15 protein-coding genes are annotated in these 15440 nt (G+C 43.5%); all 15 read left to right on the forward strand.

The genetic code is table 11. The annotated features are described in order from the left end of the window. The first annotated feature begins 392 nt into the window (after positions 1-392). Positions 393-1124, forward strand: coding sequence for a 30S ribosomal protein S2 (rpsB, locus tag AB6D07_RS10760; RefSeq protein WP_009847420.1), 732 nt, complete (start codon positions 393-395; stop codon positions 1122-1124). A gap of 137 nt (positions 1125-1261) precedes the next feature. After that, positions 1262-2107 carry a translation elongation factor Ts gene (gene tsf, locus AB6D07_RS10765; protein WP_009847419.1) on the forward strand — a complete coding sequence of 282 codons (846 nt, stop codon included), beginning with the start codon at positions 1262-1264 and terminating at the stop codon, positions 2105-2107. 156 nt (positions 2108-2263) lie between these two features. Then, on the forward strand, positions 2264-2995 hold the full coding sequence (pyrH, locus tag AB6D07_RS10770) for a UMP kinase (RefSeq protein WP_009847418.1): 732 nt from the start codon (positions 2264-2266) through the stop codon (positions 2993-2995). 98 nt (positions 2996-3093) lie between these two features. Beyond that, positions 3094-3651 (forward strand): ribosome recycling factor, encoded by a 558-nt coding sequence (gene frr, locus AB6D07_RS10775; protein WP_009847417.1) that lies wholly within the window; start codon positions 3094-3096, stop codon positions 3649-3651. Positions 3652-3749: 98 nt separating this feature from the next. Next, positions 3750-4502 carry an isoprenyl transferase gene (locus AB6D07_RS10780; protein ID WP_009847415.1) on the forward strand — a complete coding sequence of 251 codons (753 nt, stop codon included), beginning with the start codon at positions 3750-3752 and terminating at the stop codon, positions 4500-4502. 16 nt (positions 4503-4518) lie between these two features. Beyond that, positions 4519-5361 carry a phosphatidate cytidylyltransferase gene (locus AB6D07_RS10785; RefSeq protein ID WP_017096810.1) on the forward strand — a complete coding sequence of 281 codons (843 nt, stop codon included), beginning with the start codon at positions 4519-4521 and terminating at the stop codon, positions 5359-5361. Positions 5362-5412: 51 nt separating this feature from the next. Next, on the forward strand, positions 5413-6621 hold the full coding sequence (ispC, locus tag AB6D07_RS10790) for a 1-deoxy-D-xylulose-5-phosphate reductoisomerase (protein WP_017103661.1): 1209 nt from the start codon (positions 5413-5415) through the stop codon (positions 6619-6621). Continuing rightward, a complete protein-coding gene (gene rseP, locus AB6D07_RS10795; RefSeq protein WP_017103660.1) occupies positions 6618-7976 on the forward strand; it encodes a sigma E protease regulator RseP in 1359 nt (452 codons plus the stop codon). The genes ispC and rseP overlap by 4 nt, the downstream gene beginning before the upstream one ends. 48 nt (positions 7977-8024) lie before the next feature. Continuing rightward, positions 8025-10430: an outer membrane protein assembly factor BamA gene (gene bamA / locus AB6D07_RS10800; protein WP_017096813.1), complete on the forward strand. Its 2406-nt coding sequence runs from the start codon at positions 8025-8027 to the stop codon at positions 10428-10430. 27 nt (positions 10431-10457) lie between these two features. After that, a complete protein-coding gene (locus AB6D07_RS10805) occupies positions 10458-10958 on the forward strand; it encodes an OmpH family outer membrane protein (protein ID WP_009847410.1) in 501 nt (166 codons plus the stop codon). 5 nt (positions 10959-10963) lie between these two features. Then, complete coding sequence (gene lpxD / locus AB6D07_RS10810; RefSeq protein WP_017096814.1) at positions 10964-11995, forward strand: UDP-3-O-(3-hydroxymyristoyl)glucosamine N-acyltransferase; 1032 nt, start codon at positions 10964-10966, stop codon at positions 11993-11995. Between the two features lie 93 nt (positions 11996-12088). Then, positions 12089-12541 (forward strand): 3-hydroxyacyl-ACP dehydratase FabZ, encoded by a 453-nt coding sequence (fabZ, locus tag AB6D07_RS10815; protein WP_009847408.1) that lies wholly within the window; start codon positions 12089-12091, stop codon positions 12539-12541. Position 12542: 1 nt separating this feature from the next. Continuing rightward, positions 12543-13331, forward strand: coding sequence for an acyl-ACP--UDP-N-acetylglucosamine O-acyltransferase (gene lpxA, locus AB6D07_RS10820; protein ID WP_009847407.1), 789 nt, complete (start codon positions 12543-12545; stop codon positions 13329-13331). Positions 13332-13460: 129 nt separating this feature from the next. Next, a complete protein-coding gene (gene lpxB / locus AB6D07_RS10825; protein WP_017103659.1) occupies positions 13461-14657 on the forward strand; it encodes a lipid-A-disaccharide synthase in 1197 nt (398 codons plus the stop codon). Positions 14658-14705: 48 nt separating this feature from the next. Continuing rightward, complete coding sequence (gene rnhB / locus AB6D07_RS10830) at positions 14706-15326, forward strand: ribonuclease HII (RefSeq protein ID WP_012604594.1); 621 nt, start codon at positions 14706-14708, stop codon at positions 15324-15326. Positions 15327-15440: the final 114 nt, after the last annotated feature.

A 15440-nucleotide genomic window follows, 5' to 3' on the forward strand; every position in this document is an offset into this window, starting at 1 on the left:
TTAGCGCAACATTCCCATATCCATACAATGCTGGTGGATACTACTTAACTTAAGCCGATATTGCTCTGTAAGACGATGCTGAATCGATTTGATTAGGCCGCGATTTATCGGTGAAATCCGCTAATAGGCTAGAGTATAGCAGTCGCCATTTTTGGATTTTTTTCTAGCCATAGATAGACAAAATATGGTATAAAGCGCGCCGGACATCAGGACTGTTTTCTCCAATTGGCGAAACAAGCTTTGTGTCCACTAACTTATTTCTTTAAATCACACACATTCCGACACATGTTCCGGGGTGCCTCAACAACACAGATAACGGCTGAAAAGTGGTTAGTTGTTAGGGGTCGGATTCATGGGGGATGTGGAGGCCTAACCCCATAGAGGATTTTAAAATGGCAACTGTATCAATGCGCGATATGCTTAAAGCTGGTGTTCACTTCGGTCACCAAACTCGTTACTGGAACCCAAAAATGAAGCCATTCATCTTTGGTGCTCGTAACAAAGTACATATCATCAACCTAGAAAAAACTGTACCAATGTTCAACGACGCTCTAGCTGAAATCGCTAAAGTTGGCGAGAAGAAAGGTAAAGTTCTTTTTGTTGGTACTAAGCGCGCTGCATCTGAAGCTGTTAAAGAAGCTGCTATCAACAGCAACCAGTTCTACGTTAACAACCGCTGGTTAGGCGGTATGCTAACGAACTACAAAACTGTTCGTCAGTCTATCAAGCGTCTGAAAGAACTTGAAGCGCAAGCTCAAGACGGTACTTTCGACAAGCTTACTAAGAAAGAAGCTCTAATGCGCACTCGTGAAATGGAGAAGCTAGAGAAGTCTCTTGGTGGTATCAAGAACATGGGCGGCCTTCCAGACGCTCTATTCGTTATCGATGCTGATCACGAACACATCGCAGTTAAAGAAGCAAACAACCTAGGTATCCCAGTTTACGCTGTAGTTGATACTAACTCTAACCCAGACGGTGTTGACTTCGTTATCCCTGGTAACGATGATGCAATCCGTGCAGTACAGCTTTACCTAAACGCTGCTGCAGACGCGGTTAAAGAAGGTCGTAACAAAGATGTTGCTGCTGTAGCTGCTGAAAAAGACGGTTTTGTAGAAGCTGAATAATAGCGGCTCTGAGCCATATTTAGTTCATATTAAGCGGTCATAATCGATGGCTTAAGAACTGAATACAGTCAATATCAGGGGCCAATTAATTAGGCCCCTGTTTTTTATCTTTTTTAGAATTTACTGAGGAATAGAGAATGGCAACTGTAACTGCAGCTCTAGTTAAAGAACTTCGTGAACGCACAGCTGCGGGCATGATGGAATGTAAAAAAGCGCTTGTTGCTGCTGAAGGCGACATCGAGCTAGCAATTGAAAACATGCGTAAATCTGGCGCAGCGAAAGCAGCTAAAAAAGCTGGTAACGTTGCTGCTGAAGGCGCAATCATCATTAAAGAAGAAGCTGGCGTTGCTGCTCTTCTTGAAGTGAACTGCCAAACTGATTTCGTAGCTAAAGATGCAGGTTTCCTTGCATTCGCTAACGAAGTTGCTGAAGTTGCTCTAGCTGAACGTCTAGACATCGTTGCACTTCAAGCTAAGTTTGAAGACGCACGTATCGCTCTAGTAACTAAGATCGGTGAGAACATCAGCATCCGTCGTGTTGAGCTTGTTGAAGGTGTTGCACTAGCTTCTTACCGTCACGGCGAGAAAATCGGTGTTGTTGTTGCTGGTGAAGGCGAAGCTGAAACGCTTAAGCACATCGCTATGCACGTTGCTGCTTCTAAGCCTGAGTACGTTAACCCATCTGACGTACCTGCTGACGTAGTAGAAAAAGAAAAAGCTGTTCAAGTTGAAATCGCTATGAACGAAGGCAAACCACAAGAGATCGCTGAGAAAATGGTTATCGGCCGTATGAAGAAATTCACGGGCGAAGTATCTCTTACTGGTCAAGCTTTCATCATGGAACCTAAGAAAACTGTTGCTGACATTCTTAAAGAGAAAGGCGCATCAGTTACTACCTTCGTTCGTTTAGAAGTTGGTGAAGGTATCGAGAAAGCAGCTGAAATGAGCTTCGCAGACGAAGTTGCAGCGGTACAAAAAGGTTAATCCTTAGCGTATTGTTTGAAAAGAGACCGTGGCAAATGCTGCGGTCTTTTTATGAATAATGAATTATTTCCGGCTTTTAGCTGTTATGAATGCAAACTGAGCTCTTCAGTTTTTATCCATGACTGTTAATCATCAACTCTTTGGAAGGTAAGCTCCATGACTACGAACCCTAAACCAGCGTATCAACGTATTCTGTTAAAACTTAGCGGTGAAGCGCTACAAGGCGAAGAAGGTTTTGGTATTGACCCAACGATCCTTGATCGTATGGCTCAAGAAGTAAAAGAATTAGTTGAACTAGGCGTTCAAGTTGGTGTTGTTATCGGTGGTGGTAACCTTTTCCGTGGCGCAGGCCTAGCAGAAGCGGGTATGAACCGTGTTGTTGGTGACCATATGGGGATGCTGGCAACGGTAATGAACGGCCTTGCTATGCGTGACGCACTACACCGTGCTTACGTAAACGCACGTGTAATGTCAGCAATTCCTCTTAAAGGTGTATGTGACGACTACAACTGGGCAGATGCAATCAGCCAACTACGTCAAGGTCGTGTTGTGATCTTCTCTGCTGGTACTGGTAACCCATTCTTTACTACAGACTCTGCTGCATGTTTACGCGGTATCGAAATCGAAGCTGACGTAGTTCTAAAAGCAACAAAAGTAGATGGTGTATTTACTGCTGACCCAGTAGCAAACCCAGACGCAGAGTTGTATGATACGTTGTCTTACAACACAATTCTTGAGAAAGAATTGAAAGTAATGGACTTGGCCGCATTTACGCTAGCACGTGACCACAAAATGCCAATCCGTGTATTTAACATGAATAAGCCAGGCGCACTACGTCGCGTGGTTATGGGTGAAACTGAAGGTACATTAATCAGCGACGCTGACTAATTTTTCGGGCTTACTGAAGTATAATGCTTCGGTAAGCTTATCCTTATCACTCCAAATAAAAAGCTTTCTTGAAGAAAGAACATAATCAAGGTGAAATTGTGATTAACGAAATCAAAAAAGACGCTCAAGAGCGCATGGTAAAAAGTGTTGATGCACTAAAAAACAGCCTACAAAAAATCCGTACAGGCCGTGCTCACCCGAGCCTACTTTCTGGTCTTACTGTTGAGTACTACGGTGCACCAACGCCTTTGACTCAAGTAGCTAACGTTATTGCTGAAGACGCACGTACACTAGCAATTACAGTGTTTGATAAAACACTGACTCCTCTTGTTGAAAAAGCAATCATGACTTCTGACCTAGGCTTAAACCCTATGTCTGCAGGTACGGTTATTCGCGTTCCACTTCCACCGCTTACGGAAGAGCGTCGTAAAGACCTAGTTAAAATCGTTCGTGGCGAAGCTGAAGGTGGCCGTGTTGCTATTCGTAACATCCGTCGTGACGCGAATGGCGATCTAAAAGCGCTTCTTAAAGACAAAGAAATTTCAGAAGACGAAGATCGTAAAGCACAAGACGAAATTCAAAAGCTAACTGACGCTGCGGTTAAGAACGTAGACGAAGTTCTAGCAGTTAAAGAAAAAGAGTTGATGGAAGTTTAATTTTCCATATTCTTTTCTTTCAGGAAAAACGCTGTACTCACGGTGCAGCGTTTTTTTATGCTATTCTGTTCGACTATTAGAATTTGATTCACTCTTTTATGCATAATTCTCAAGCGTTCACAGACTCTCTTCCTAAACACATTGCTATCATTATGGATGGTAATGGTCGCTGGGCAAAAGCTCAGGGTAAGCCTCGTGTCTTTGGTCACAAAAATGGCGTTCAAGCTGTTCGAAAAACCATATCTTCAGCAGCCAGACTTGGCATTAAAGCCGTAACTCTTTTTGCTTTTAGTAGTGAAAATTGGCGTCGTCCTGAAGAAGAAGTGGGTCTCTTGATGGAACTGTTTATTTCAGTGCTATCGAGTGAAGTAAAAAAGCTTCATAAAAATAATCTACAACTTCGTGTTATTGGTGATAAAAGTCGTTTTAATGAGCGACTACAAAAGAAAATAGAAGAAGCGGAAGCTTTGACTAGCACCAATACGGGTATGGTTATTAATATTGCGGCTAACTACGGCGGTAAGTGGGATATCCAGCAAGCGATGACTTCGATTGCTCAACAGGTTAAGTCTGGCGATATTAATGTAGAAGACATTGATGAAGCTATGATTACACAACACCTGACGATGGCAGATATTCCAGAAGTCGATCTACTTATCCGCACCAGTGGCGAGTGCCGCATTAGTAACTTTATGCTTTGGCAATTAGCTTACGCCGAAATGTATTTCACTGAACAATTCTGGCCAGACTTTAATGAAGACAGCTTAGTAGAAGCTGTGACTTGGTTTGTAAACCGCGAGCGTCGTTTTGGATGCACCGGTGAGCAAATTAAAGCTCTGATGGACAGTTAATAAGGATTTTTTTGGTTTGAAACAACGAATTATTACGGCGTTGATTTTAGCTCCCCTAGTTATTCTAGGTATTTTCGAGTTATCACTTCCCACGTTTATTCTTTCACTAGCAGTAATCTCGCTATTGGGTTTTTGGGAGTGGACTCAGTTTGTTGAAAGCAAATCACGTTATTTAGCGTTGATTCCAACAGTTGTGGTAAGTGCTGCAAGTTTTGCTTTTATACCTTTTGATGCATTTAGCCTTAATAACTTATCGGGTGCTCACTACGCCATTCTAACGATTGGTTCAATTTGGTGGGTAATCGCGAGTGGTATGGCAGTGACTTATCCTAAGTCTATGCCAGCATGGAAAGACTCATCCATTCTTCGTCACGCATTTGGCGTGCTGACTTTGCTACCATTCTTCTGGAGTGTGGTTATCCTGCGTGCTAACGGTATCGATGTTGATCCTTACCACGGCGCAAAATTGGTGATGTTCGTTTGCTTGCTTGTTTGGGCTGCGGACAGTGGTGCTTACTTTTCAGGAAAGAGCTTTGGCAAGCGCAAAATGGCCCCTGCGGTGAGTCCTAATAAAACGATTGAAGGTCTTATTGGTGGCATCATTACAGCAGTGATCGTGGCCTGGATCTTTGCTGACTTGTTTGATATCCAATTCACAAGCCCTCTCCACATGATTGTTATTACTCTTGTGACCGTCGTTATTTCTGTTCTTGGTGATCTTGTTGAAAGCATGTTTAAACGTGTTTCTGGGGTGAAAGACAGCAGTAATCTGATTCCTGGTCATGGTGGTATACTTGATAGAATAGATAGCTTAACGGCTGCGTTCCCTGTCTTTGCTCTGCTTTATTTAGCATTCTAATAAAAAAGGGCAGTGATTCTGCCCTTTATTACATTTCTACGGTCATATGTGATGCGAAATCTAACTATCCTTGGCGCTACCGGCTCAATTGGTGCAAGTACACTAAAAGTCGTTGAACAAAACCCAGAACTCTATTCGGTTGTAGCAATGGCTGCAGGCTCGAATGTTGAAAAGATGCTGGCGTTAGTTGAAAAGTGGCAACCAAGCTATGTTGCTATGGCTTGCCCTGATGCAGCATCTAAGCTGACTGAAGTGTTGTCTACAAATTACCCAAACATCAAAGTTCTTTCTGGTTCTGAAGGCATGTGTCAGGTCGCTTCTCTAGATGAAGTGGACACGGTAATGGCTGCTATTGTGGGTGCGGCAGGTTTGCTTCCTACGATGTCAGCAGTTAAAGCGGGCAAGCGTATCTTACTTGCTAATAAAGAAGCCTTAGTGATGTCAGGGCAGTTGTTCATCGACGCAGTCGAAAAATATGGCGCTGAGCTACTTCCTGTCGATAGTGAACACAATGCTATCTTTCAATGCTTACCGCAAAATGTACAAACCAATCTAGGTCGTTGTAATCTGGAAGAGAACGGTATCAACCATATTCTCTTGACGGGTTCTGGCGGCCCTTTCCGCTATACGGATGTTGCAGAGCTAGAGTCGGTAACACCAGAACGAGCTATCGCACACCCAAACTGGTCAATGGGCCCTAAAATCTCTGTCGATTCAGCAACTATGATGAATAAAGGCTTAGAGTACATTGAGGCGAAATGGCTATTTAATGCCTCTCAAGAGCAACTCAAAGTTATTATCCACCCTCAGTCTGTGATTCATTCTATGGTTCAGTACAAGGATGGCTCGGTGCTCGCTCAAATGGGCGAACCCGATATGGCAACGCCAATCGCTTTGACGATGTCTTATCCTGAACGCACAGAAGCGGGTGTTAAGCCTCTGGATTTCACCAAAGTGGGCGAGCTTACCTTCTTAGAGCCCGATTTAACTCGTTACCCATGTTTGAGATTAGCCATTGAGGCGTGCTATTTGGGTCAGCATGCAACAACAGCGATTAATGCGGCAAACGAAATTGCAGTCAATGCTTTCTTGAACAATCAAGTAAAGTTTACCGATATTGCTATCATTAACGAGTATGTTATGAACAAAGTATGTGAACAACATAACTCTGAGGGCTTAGATAGCTTGGAAAGCCTTCTTGAGCTCGATAATATGTCTCGTCAAATAGCCATTCAATTTATAAAAGAGCAGCTAGCATGAGTGGAATTCTGTGGAACTTCGCATCCTTTATTGTAGCGCTTGGTATTCTGGTCGCTGTTCATGAATTTGGACACTTCTGGGTTGCTCGTCGCTGCGGTGTGAAAGTAGAAAAATTCTCGATTGGTTTTGGTAAATCGATCTGGAGTAAAGTTGGCCGCGATGGAACGGAATATAGCTTGTCAGTCATTCCATTGGGTGGCTACGTTAAGATGCTTGATGGTCGTGTTGATGACCTTTCTGAAGACGAACAGCAATACGCTTTTGATAAGAAACCGTTGTGGAAACGAACGGCGATTGTGGGGGCAGGTCCAGCATTCAACTTTATCTTTGCCGTGTTCGCATATTGGCTGGTATTTTTGATTGGCGTGCCTGCGGTTAAACCGGTGATCGGTGAGGTCACCCCGCAATCTATTGTTGCACAAGCCGGAATTGAAACTGGAATGGAACTTAAATCTATATCAGGAATCAAAACCGCAGATTGGGAATCAGTAAACTTGGGTTTGATATCACATATTGGTGATGAGTCCATGACTGTAACGGTTTCTTCTCAAGACGACATCGGCTTTGAACAACAGATAACATTGGATATTTCTGACTGGTCGTTCAACCCAGAAACTGAGTCAGCAATGACAACGCTTGGTTTTAGACCCTATTCTCCAGAGATATCGACAGTGCTCGCTCAAGTTATTGATGACGGTGCTGCCTATTCTGCAGGGCTAGAATCTGGCGATAAAATTGTCGAAATTAATGGTCAGCCTATTGAACAGTGGAAGTCGGTTGTTGAATTAATCCGTTCACACCCAATGATGCCCTTGGACCTTGTCGTATTACGAAATGGTGTTGAGCGGTCATTGGTTATGACGCCGAATAGTCGCGAATTTTCTGATGGTTCTACAATCGGCTATGCGGGTATTGCTCCCGAAGTCGCAGAATGGCCAGAAGATTATCGCTTTGAGTTACAATTTGGTGTAATTGAGTCTGTAGGAAAAGCATTTGATAAAACAGGTCAAATCATAGGTTTGACACTGACAATGCTTAAGAAGCTTATCGTTGGTGATGTTGGCTTAAATAACTTGAGTGGCCCAATTTCAATTGCTAAAGGCGCAGGGGCAACCGCCGATTACGGTTTGGTTTACTTCTTAGGTTTTTTAGCTCTGATTAGTGTTAACTTGGGTATTATTAATTTAGTTCCGCTGCCTATGCTTGATGGCGGACATTTGCTCTTTTTCGCTATTGAGGCCGTTACTCGTAAACCTGTACCTGAAAAAGTTCAAGAAATGGGATACAGAGTGGGAGGCGCAATCCTCTTCTCTTTGATGGCTCTGGCAATATTTAATGATTTTACTCGTCTGTGAATGGTTTCTCACAGGCATTGGTAGTAGCAAGGAATAATTAGAATAAGTATGGCGATTAAGCAAATTCTGTTCGCAAGTCTATTGGCCACTAGTGTGGCTGCGAACGGAGCACAAAACTTTGTAGTTCAAGATATCAAGATCGAAGGTTTACAGCGTGTTGCACTTGGTGCAGCTCTACTGAAAATGCCAGTACGTATTGGCGATGAAGTGGATGACGGCGATGTGTCTGAGATCATTCGTGCACTGTATGCTTCAGGCAACTTTGAGGACGTTAAAGTTCTTCGCGATGATGATGTTTTAGTTGTTCAAGTCAAAGAACGACCGACCATCGCAAGTATCTCATTCTCAGGTAACAAGGCGATCAAAGAAGAACAACTTCAGCAGAACCTAGATGCATCTGGTGTTCGTGAAGGTGAAGCCCTTGACCGTACTACACTGAGTAACATTGAGAAGGGCCTTGAAGATTTCTACTACAGTGTTGGTAAATACAACGCGACAGTAAAAGCCGTAGTGACGCCTCTGCCTCGTAACCGTTCTGACCTTAAGTTTGTGTTTACTGAGGGCGTGTCCGCTAAGATTCAGCAAATTAACTTTATCGGTAACGAAGTTTTCTCTGACGCTGATCTACTTAGTCGTTTCAACTTGAACGTTGATGTTGCATGGTGGAATTTCCTTGCGGATGAAAAATACCAGAAGCAAGTACTGGCTGGTGATATCGAAGCGTTGAAATCTTACTACCTTGACCGTGGTTACCTTAAATTTAAGGTGGATTCGACTCAGGTTGCGATCTCTCCTGATAAGAAAGGTGTTTACATCACGCTAGGCCTAGATGAAGGCGAAGCTTATACCGTTAAAGATGTCTCTTTCCGTGGTGAGCTTATCGGCCGCGAGGCTGACTTCGAAGCGTTAGTGCCATTCGAAGATGGCGATACATATAACGGTTCTTCTGTAACGTCTTTAGAAGAGGGCGTGAAACGAATTCTAGGCGAAGCTGGCTATGCGTACCCACAAGTTCGTACGATTCCTGAATTTGACGATGAGACCAAAGAAGTGTCGTTGGTTATCAATGTAGAAGCGGGCAGCCGTATCTACGTTCGTGATATTCGATTCACGGGTAACAACTCAACGAAAGATGAAGTACTGCGTCGTGAAATGCGTCAAATGGAAGGCAGCTGGCTGAACTCCAAGTCGATTGATACAGGTAAGAACCGTCTTAACCGTTTAGGCTTTTTTGAAACGGTCGATGTGCAAACGGTACGTGTTCCTGGCAGTGAAGACCAAGTGGATCTGGTTTACAACGTTAAGGAAGCGAACTCGGGTAGCGTCAACTTCGGTGTTGGCTACGGTACTGAATCGGGTGTCAGCTTCCAGGTTGGTTTACAGCAAGATAACTTTGCAGGTTCTGGTAACCGTGTTGGCGTAAGCGCCATGATGAACGATTACCAAAAGAATGTGAGCTTAGACTACCGCGACCCATACTGGAACCTTGATGGTGTGAGTATGGGCGGCAAAATCTTCTACAACGAATTTGAAGCCTCTGAAGCGGGTATTGTCGATTATACCAACCAAAGTTATGGTACGAGCTTAACATGGGGTTTCCCTATGGATGAGCTGAACCGTCTCGAGTTTGGTTTTGGTTATACGCACAACAAAATCGGTAACGTTCCTACCTATATTCAAGTTGAACAGTTTGCGAGAAGTATTGACCAATACGGTGATGAGCATATCTTAACCGATGACTTCGATATCAATATCTCTTGGACGCGCAACAACCTTAACCGTGGCTTCTTCCCTACTGAAGGTAACCACCAACGTGCTTTCGCGAAAATAACCGTACCAGGCTCGGATGCGAAATACTTCAAAGCGCAATACGATGTAAAACATTACATTCCGTTGACTAAAAAGCATGAGTTCACACTATTGATGCGTGGTCGATTAGGCTATGGTAACGGTTATGGTCAAACGGATGGTAATGATAACTTGTTCCCATTCTACGAAAACTACTACGCGGGTGGTTTTACAACACTACGTGGTTTTGGTTCTAACTCAGCTGGTCCAAAAGCTGTTTACGGAAATAGCACGGGCAACAACCCGACGTACAATTCTGCAACCGATGATTCGGTTGGTGGTAATGCGGTTGCTTTGGCTAGCGTAGAGTTAATCGTACCAACACCGTTTGCTTCTGATGAAGCGCGCAGTCAGATTCGAACTAGCGTGTTCTTCGATATGGCAAGTGTATGGGATACCGAATTCGTAGACCGTGGCGCACCGAATAGCGGTCAACAGTACTACTACGATTACTCTGACCCAACAAATTACCGTTCATCTTATGGTGCCGCTCTTCAGTGGATGTCACCGATGGGACCATTGGTTTTCTCTCTAGCGAAACCAATCAAAATCTACGAAGGTGATGACGAAGAATTCTTCACATTCACCATTGGTAGAACTTTCTAATCTTTAAAGGACAATATTTTGAAAAATATGATTAAAGCAGCAGGTTTAGGCCTTGTAGTTCTTAGCTCTTCTTTCTTTGCAACAGCGGCTGAAGCTGCGCAAAAAGTGGGCTATGTAAATACTGCACAAGTATTCCAGGCTCTACCTCAGCGTGAAGTTGTTCTTCAAAAAATGCAGGAAGAGTTCAAAGATAAAGCTGCTGAGCTTCAAAGTATCCAAGCTGAAGCTAAGACTAAGATTGAAAAGCTTAAGCGTGATGGTGAGCTATTAGGGCCTGATGAAGTAGAGAAACTTCGTATTGAAGTCGGCCAACTAGATAGCAAATACAAAATCAAAGCTCAAGCACTAGAAAAAGCAAGCCAACGTCGTGAAGCACAAGAGAAGCAGAAGCTATTCAAAGTAATTCAAGATGCTGTAACTAAAGTTGCAGAGAAAGAAGGCTACGACATGATCGTTGATATTCAAGCTCTGCAGTACGGCAAGCCAGAATACAACATCTCTGAAAAAGTAATTAAATCACTGAAATAAGTTTTATGAAGAATCTGACCTTAGCCGAATTGGCAACGATTACCGGTGGAGAGCTACACGGAGACGGTACAGTTACCGTTTCAGCAGTCGCTCCTATGGATAAAGCGCAAGAAGGAAATATTACGTTCCTTTCGAACGTGAAGTACAGCAAGCACCTTGGTGACTGTAAAGCATCCGCTATTATGGTTAAAGAGAGCGAGCGTGAACTGTGTAAGACCAACATTATTGTGGTCAGCGACCCTTATGTTGCTTTTGCTAAGGTTGCTCAAGCGCTTGATTCCACGCCAGCGCCAGCTACGGGTATTGCTGATTCTGCTTCAATTTCAGGCGACGCGACCATTGGACAAAATGTGTCTATTGGTGCCAATGCTGTGATTGAAACTGGCGTAGTGCTTGGTGATGACGTCGTTATCGGTGCTGGTTGCTTTATTGGTCAAAATGCAAAAATTGGCGCAGGTACTAAGCTTTGGGCTAACGTAAGTGTTTACCATGAAGTGGTGATTGGCGAAGCATGTTTGATTCAATCTAGTACAGTGATTGGATCCGATGGTTTTGGTTATGCGAATGAGAAAGGCGAGTGGGTTAAGATCCCGCAAGTCGGTTCAGTTCGTGTTGGTAACCGCGTAGAAATCGGCGCGTGTACTACCGTTGACCGTGGCGCATTAGATGACACTATTATTGAAGATAACGTTATCTTAGATAACCAACTTCAGATAGCTCATAATGTTCACATCGGATATGGTTCTGCTATTGCAGGTGGTACTATCATCGCCGGCAGCACAACGATAGGTAAGTACTGTATTATTGGTGGCGGTTGTGTGATTAATGGTCATATAGAAATCGTTGACGGCGTTACAATCACCGGTATGGGGATGGTAATGCGCAGTATCACCGAAAAAGGCATGTACTCTTCAGGTATTCCTTTGCAGCCAAATAAAGATTGGCGTAAAACAGCAACGCGAGTTCATCGTATTGATGAAATGAACAAGCGTTTGAAAACCGTTGAAAAACTTATCGAGAACAGCGCGGAATCATAATTCCAGCATTTCTAATAAAAGGCTCGCGTACAGCGAGTCTTTTTCGTTTATAATCCTTCTCATTAAATAAAGAATATACATAGGAATACGACTTTGACTACTGAACAGACAACGATGAACATTACTGAAATTCAGGAACTATTACCTCATCGCTACCCATTCTTAATGGTTGATCGTGTGACTAGCTTTGAAAAAGAAAAGACACTGACTGCGATTAAGAATGTTTCTGTTAACGAACCTCAGTTCACAGGCCACTTCCCACAACTTCCTGTATTCCCAGGTGTGTTGATCTTAGAAGCAATGGCGCAAGCAACAGGTCTTCTAGCATTTAAATCTTTTGGTGCTCCTTCTGGTAATGAGCTTTACTACTTTGCTAGCGTAGATAAAGCGAAGTTCCGCAAGCCAGTAGTGCCTGGTGACCAATTGGTTATCGAAGTTGAGTTCTTAAAAGAACGTCGTGGCATTGCATCGTTCAACGGTGTAGCGAAAGTTGACGGCGTAGTTGTATGTTCAGCTGAACTTAAATGTGCTCGTAGAGAGTTTTAATATGATTCATGAAACAGCGAAAATTCACCCGGCAGCAGTAATCGAAGGTGATGTAACTATCGGTGCTAACGTGACGGTTGGTCCTTTCACTTACATTGCTGGTAACGTGACAATTGGTGACGACACTGAAGTGATGTCGCATGTTGTGATCAAAGGTCACACGACAATTGGTAAGCAAAACCGAATCTTCCCACACGCAGTGATTGGAGAAGAAAACCAAGATAAGAAATACGGTGGTGAAGACACGACTGTTGTGATCGGTGACCGTAATGTGATTCGTGAAGCAGTTCAGATCCACCGTGGTACAACTCAAGACAAAGCGACCACTGTGATTGGCGATGACAACTTACTTTGTGTAAATGCTCACGTAGCGCACGATGTTATTGTTGGAAACCACACTCACATTGGTAACAACGCTATCCTTGGCGGTCACGTGACGGTTGGCGATTACGCTGGCGTAATGGCACTGTCTGCGATTCACCCGTTCTGTTCAATTGGCGCTTATGCGTACATTGGCGGTTGTTCTGCGGTTGTTCAAGATGTACTTCCTTACGTACTTGCTCAAGGTAACCACGCAGCGCCATTCGGCCTCAACCTAGTGGGCTTGAAGCGTAACGGATTTGAGAAACCAGAAATTCGAGCATTACAGAAAGCGTACAAAGAGTTATACCGTTCAGGCAAAACACTTGAAGAAGCGAAAGCCGCTTTAGTTGAAATGGCGAAAGAGTTTGCTTCGGTAACTCCTATGTTAGAAATGCTAGAGAGCTCTGAGCGCGGTATTATTCGTTAATACTTGATGTGGTTATGTACCAATCAATATGAGTATGACAATAGTTACCTCGTTAGATTGGTATAACAAAAAGATCGCTACTCGTTAGGCGATCTTTTTTGTTTTAGGCAAGAAGGGAATTAGAAAACTATGGCACAGCAAGAATCAGCAACCAATAGCTTGGACTTTGTTTCGAATGAACCTCTGCGTGTAGGTATCGTTGTCGGAGAACTCTCTGGCGACACGCTTGGCGAAGGCTTTATTAAAGCGACCAAATCACAATATCCGAATGCTGAATTCGTGGGTATTGGCGGACCAAAAATGAAGGCGCTTGGTTGTGAGTCTCTTTTCGAAATGGAAGAGCTTGCCGTGATGGGGCTTGTAGAAGTGCTTGGTCGTTTACCTCGCTTGCTAAAAGTGAAAGCGGAGCTAGTTAAGTATTTTACTCAAAACCCGCCAGATGTCTTCGTCGGTATCGATGCGCCAGACTTTAATCTAAGACTTGAATTAGATCTTAAGAACGCGGGTATTAAGACTGTTCATTATGTCAGCCCTTCAGTCTGGGCATGGCGTCCAAAGCGTATCTTTAAAATCGACAAAGCAACCGATTTGGTACTTGCTTTCTTACCATTCGAAAAAGCGTTTTATGATAAATATAACGTTGCTTGTGAATTCGTTGGCCACACGCTGGCTGATACCATTCCACTGGAGCCGAATAAGAAAGAGGCTCGCGATCTTTTAGGTTTAGCTCAAGATAAGCCGTGGTTAGCGGTATTGCCGGGTAGCCGTGGTGGTGAAATGAGTTTGATTGCTCAACCATTTATCGAAACTTGTCAGCGCATTAAGCAAAAGTACCCTGATATCAATTTTGTTGTTGCATTGGTTAATGAACAGCGCAAGAAACAGTTTACAGAGATCTGGCAATCGACGGCACCTGAACTTGAATTTACCTTAGTAGAAGATACGGCTACCAATGTGATTACTGCTGCTGATTCTGTTTTGTTAGCTTCTGGTACTGTTGCTCTTGAGTGTATGTTGCTGAAACGACCGATGGTCGTTGGCTACAAGGTCAACAAGCTCACTGGCTATATCGTTAAGAAATTGTCGATCACAGAATTTGTCTCGTTACCGAATATCCTAGCGGGTGAAGAAATCGTAAAAGAACACATTCTTGAAGAGTGTCACCCAGATTACCTTTTCCCATCGGTCGATAAGATGCTTTCAACTGACAACGCGCCACTTATTGAACGCTTTACTGAAATGCATCACTGGATTCGTAAAGATGCTGACAAACAGGCAGCTAACGCAGTTCTGAAATTGATCGGTCGAGAGTTTGTTGAATCATAAAGTGCTTCTTTCAAAAGCATTTGCTTAAAAGTTACAAAGAGAATTGTCATGGCAGTAAAAGAGAAAAAAGAATTTCCTCCTTTTGAGTATCCTCAAGGTTACCAGTTATTTGCTGGTGTTGATGAAGTGGGGCGTGGACCGTTAGTTGGTGATGTAGTTACCGCCGCGGTTATCCTCGATCCGAATAACCCAATCGAAGGCTTGAACGATTCAAAAAAACTGTCTGAGAAAAAGCGCCTTGCTCTGCTTCCTGAAATTAAAGAGAAAGCCTTGGCATGGTCTGTAGGTCGATGTTCCCCACAAGAAATTGATGAGTTGAATATCTTACAAGCGACTATGGTAGCTATGCAGCGTGCTATTGCCGGGCTGAGTGTTCAACCTGATATGGCGCTAATAGATGGAAACCGAGTCCCTGAGCTACCGATGGCCGGTCTGGCTATTGTGAAAGGGGATTTACGGGTGGCTGAAATCAGCGCAGCGTCTATCATCGCTAAAGTGGTTCGTGACCAAGAGATGGAAGAACTTGATAAGCTTCATCCAGAGTTTGGTTTTGCTAAACATAAAGGTTACCCGACAAAAGCGCATTTTGAAGCGATTGAAAAACATGGCGTAACCGAGCATTACCGTAAAAGCTTTAAGCCAGTAAAACGTATTCTTGGCATAGATTAGAGCGAATTGAATAAGCTCTATATAGATTAGAGCTTTACGTAAACTAGAGCTTAGCATCGAATAAAGTTGCTTAGTGACGTTAGAAAAAAATAGAATACACACAGTTGTAATCCT

The organism is Vibrio sp. 10N.239.312.C11 (assembly GCF_041466065.1).
Classification (GTDB): Bacteria; Pseudomonadota; Gammaproteobacteria; order Enterobacterales; family Vibrionaceae; genus Vibrio; species Vibrio tasmaniensis_A.

What these genes read in the sequence shown, in the direction of transcription:
- tsf (WP_009847419.1), top strand. Translation starts at nt 1,262, where the DNA reads ATGGCAACTGTAACTGCAGCTCTAGTTAAAGAACTTCGTGAACGCACA.
- rseP (WP_017103660.1), top strand. Translation starts at nt 6,618, where the DNA reads ATGAGTGGAATTCTGTGGAACTTCGCATCCTTTATTGTAGCGCTTGGT.
- pyrH (WP_009847418.1), top strand. Translation starts at nt 2,264, where the DNA reads ATGACTACGAACCCTAAACCAGCGTATCAACGTATTCTGTTAAAACTT.
- ispC (WP_017103661.1), top strand. Translation starts at nt 5,413, where the DNA reads ATGCGAAATCTAACTATCCTTGGCGCTACCGGCTCAATTGGTGCAAGT.
- lpxB (WP_017103659.1), top strand. Translation starts at nt 13,461, where the DNA reads ATGGCACAGCAAGAATCAGCAACCAATAGCTTGGACTTTGTTTCGAAT.
- rpsB (WP_009847420.1), top strand. Translation starts at nt 393, where the DNA reads ATGGCAACTGTATCAATGCGCGATATGCTTAAAGCTGGTGTTCACTTC.
- AB6D07_RS10805 (WP_009847410.1), top strand. Translation starts at nt 10,458, where the DNA reads ATGATTAAAGCAGCAGGTTTAGGCCTTGTAGTTCTTAGCTCTTCTTTC.
- rnhB (WP_012604594.1), top strand. Translation starts at nt 14,706, where the DNA reads ATGGCAGTAAAAGAGAAAAAAGAATTTCCTCCTTTTGAGTATCCTCAA.
- lpxD (WP_017096814.1), top strand. Translation starts at nt 10,964, where the DNA reads ATGAAGAATCTGACCTTAGCCGAATTGGCAACGATTACCGGTGGAGAG.
- AB6D07_RS10780 (WP_009847415.1), top strand. Translation starts at nt 3,750, where the DNA reads ATGCATAATTCTCAAGCGTTCACAGACTCTCTTCCTAAACACATTGCT.
- lpxA (WP_009847407.1), top strand. Translation starts at nt 12,543, where the DNA reads ATGATTCATGAAACAGCGAAAATTCACCCGGCAGCAGTAATCGAAGGT.
- bamA (WP_017096813.1), top strand. Translation starts at nt 8,025, where the DNA reads ATGGCGATTAAGCAAATTCTGTTCGCAAGTCTATTGGCCACTAGTGTG.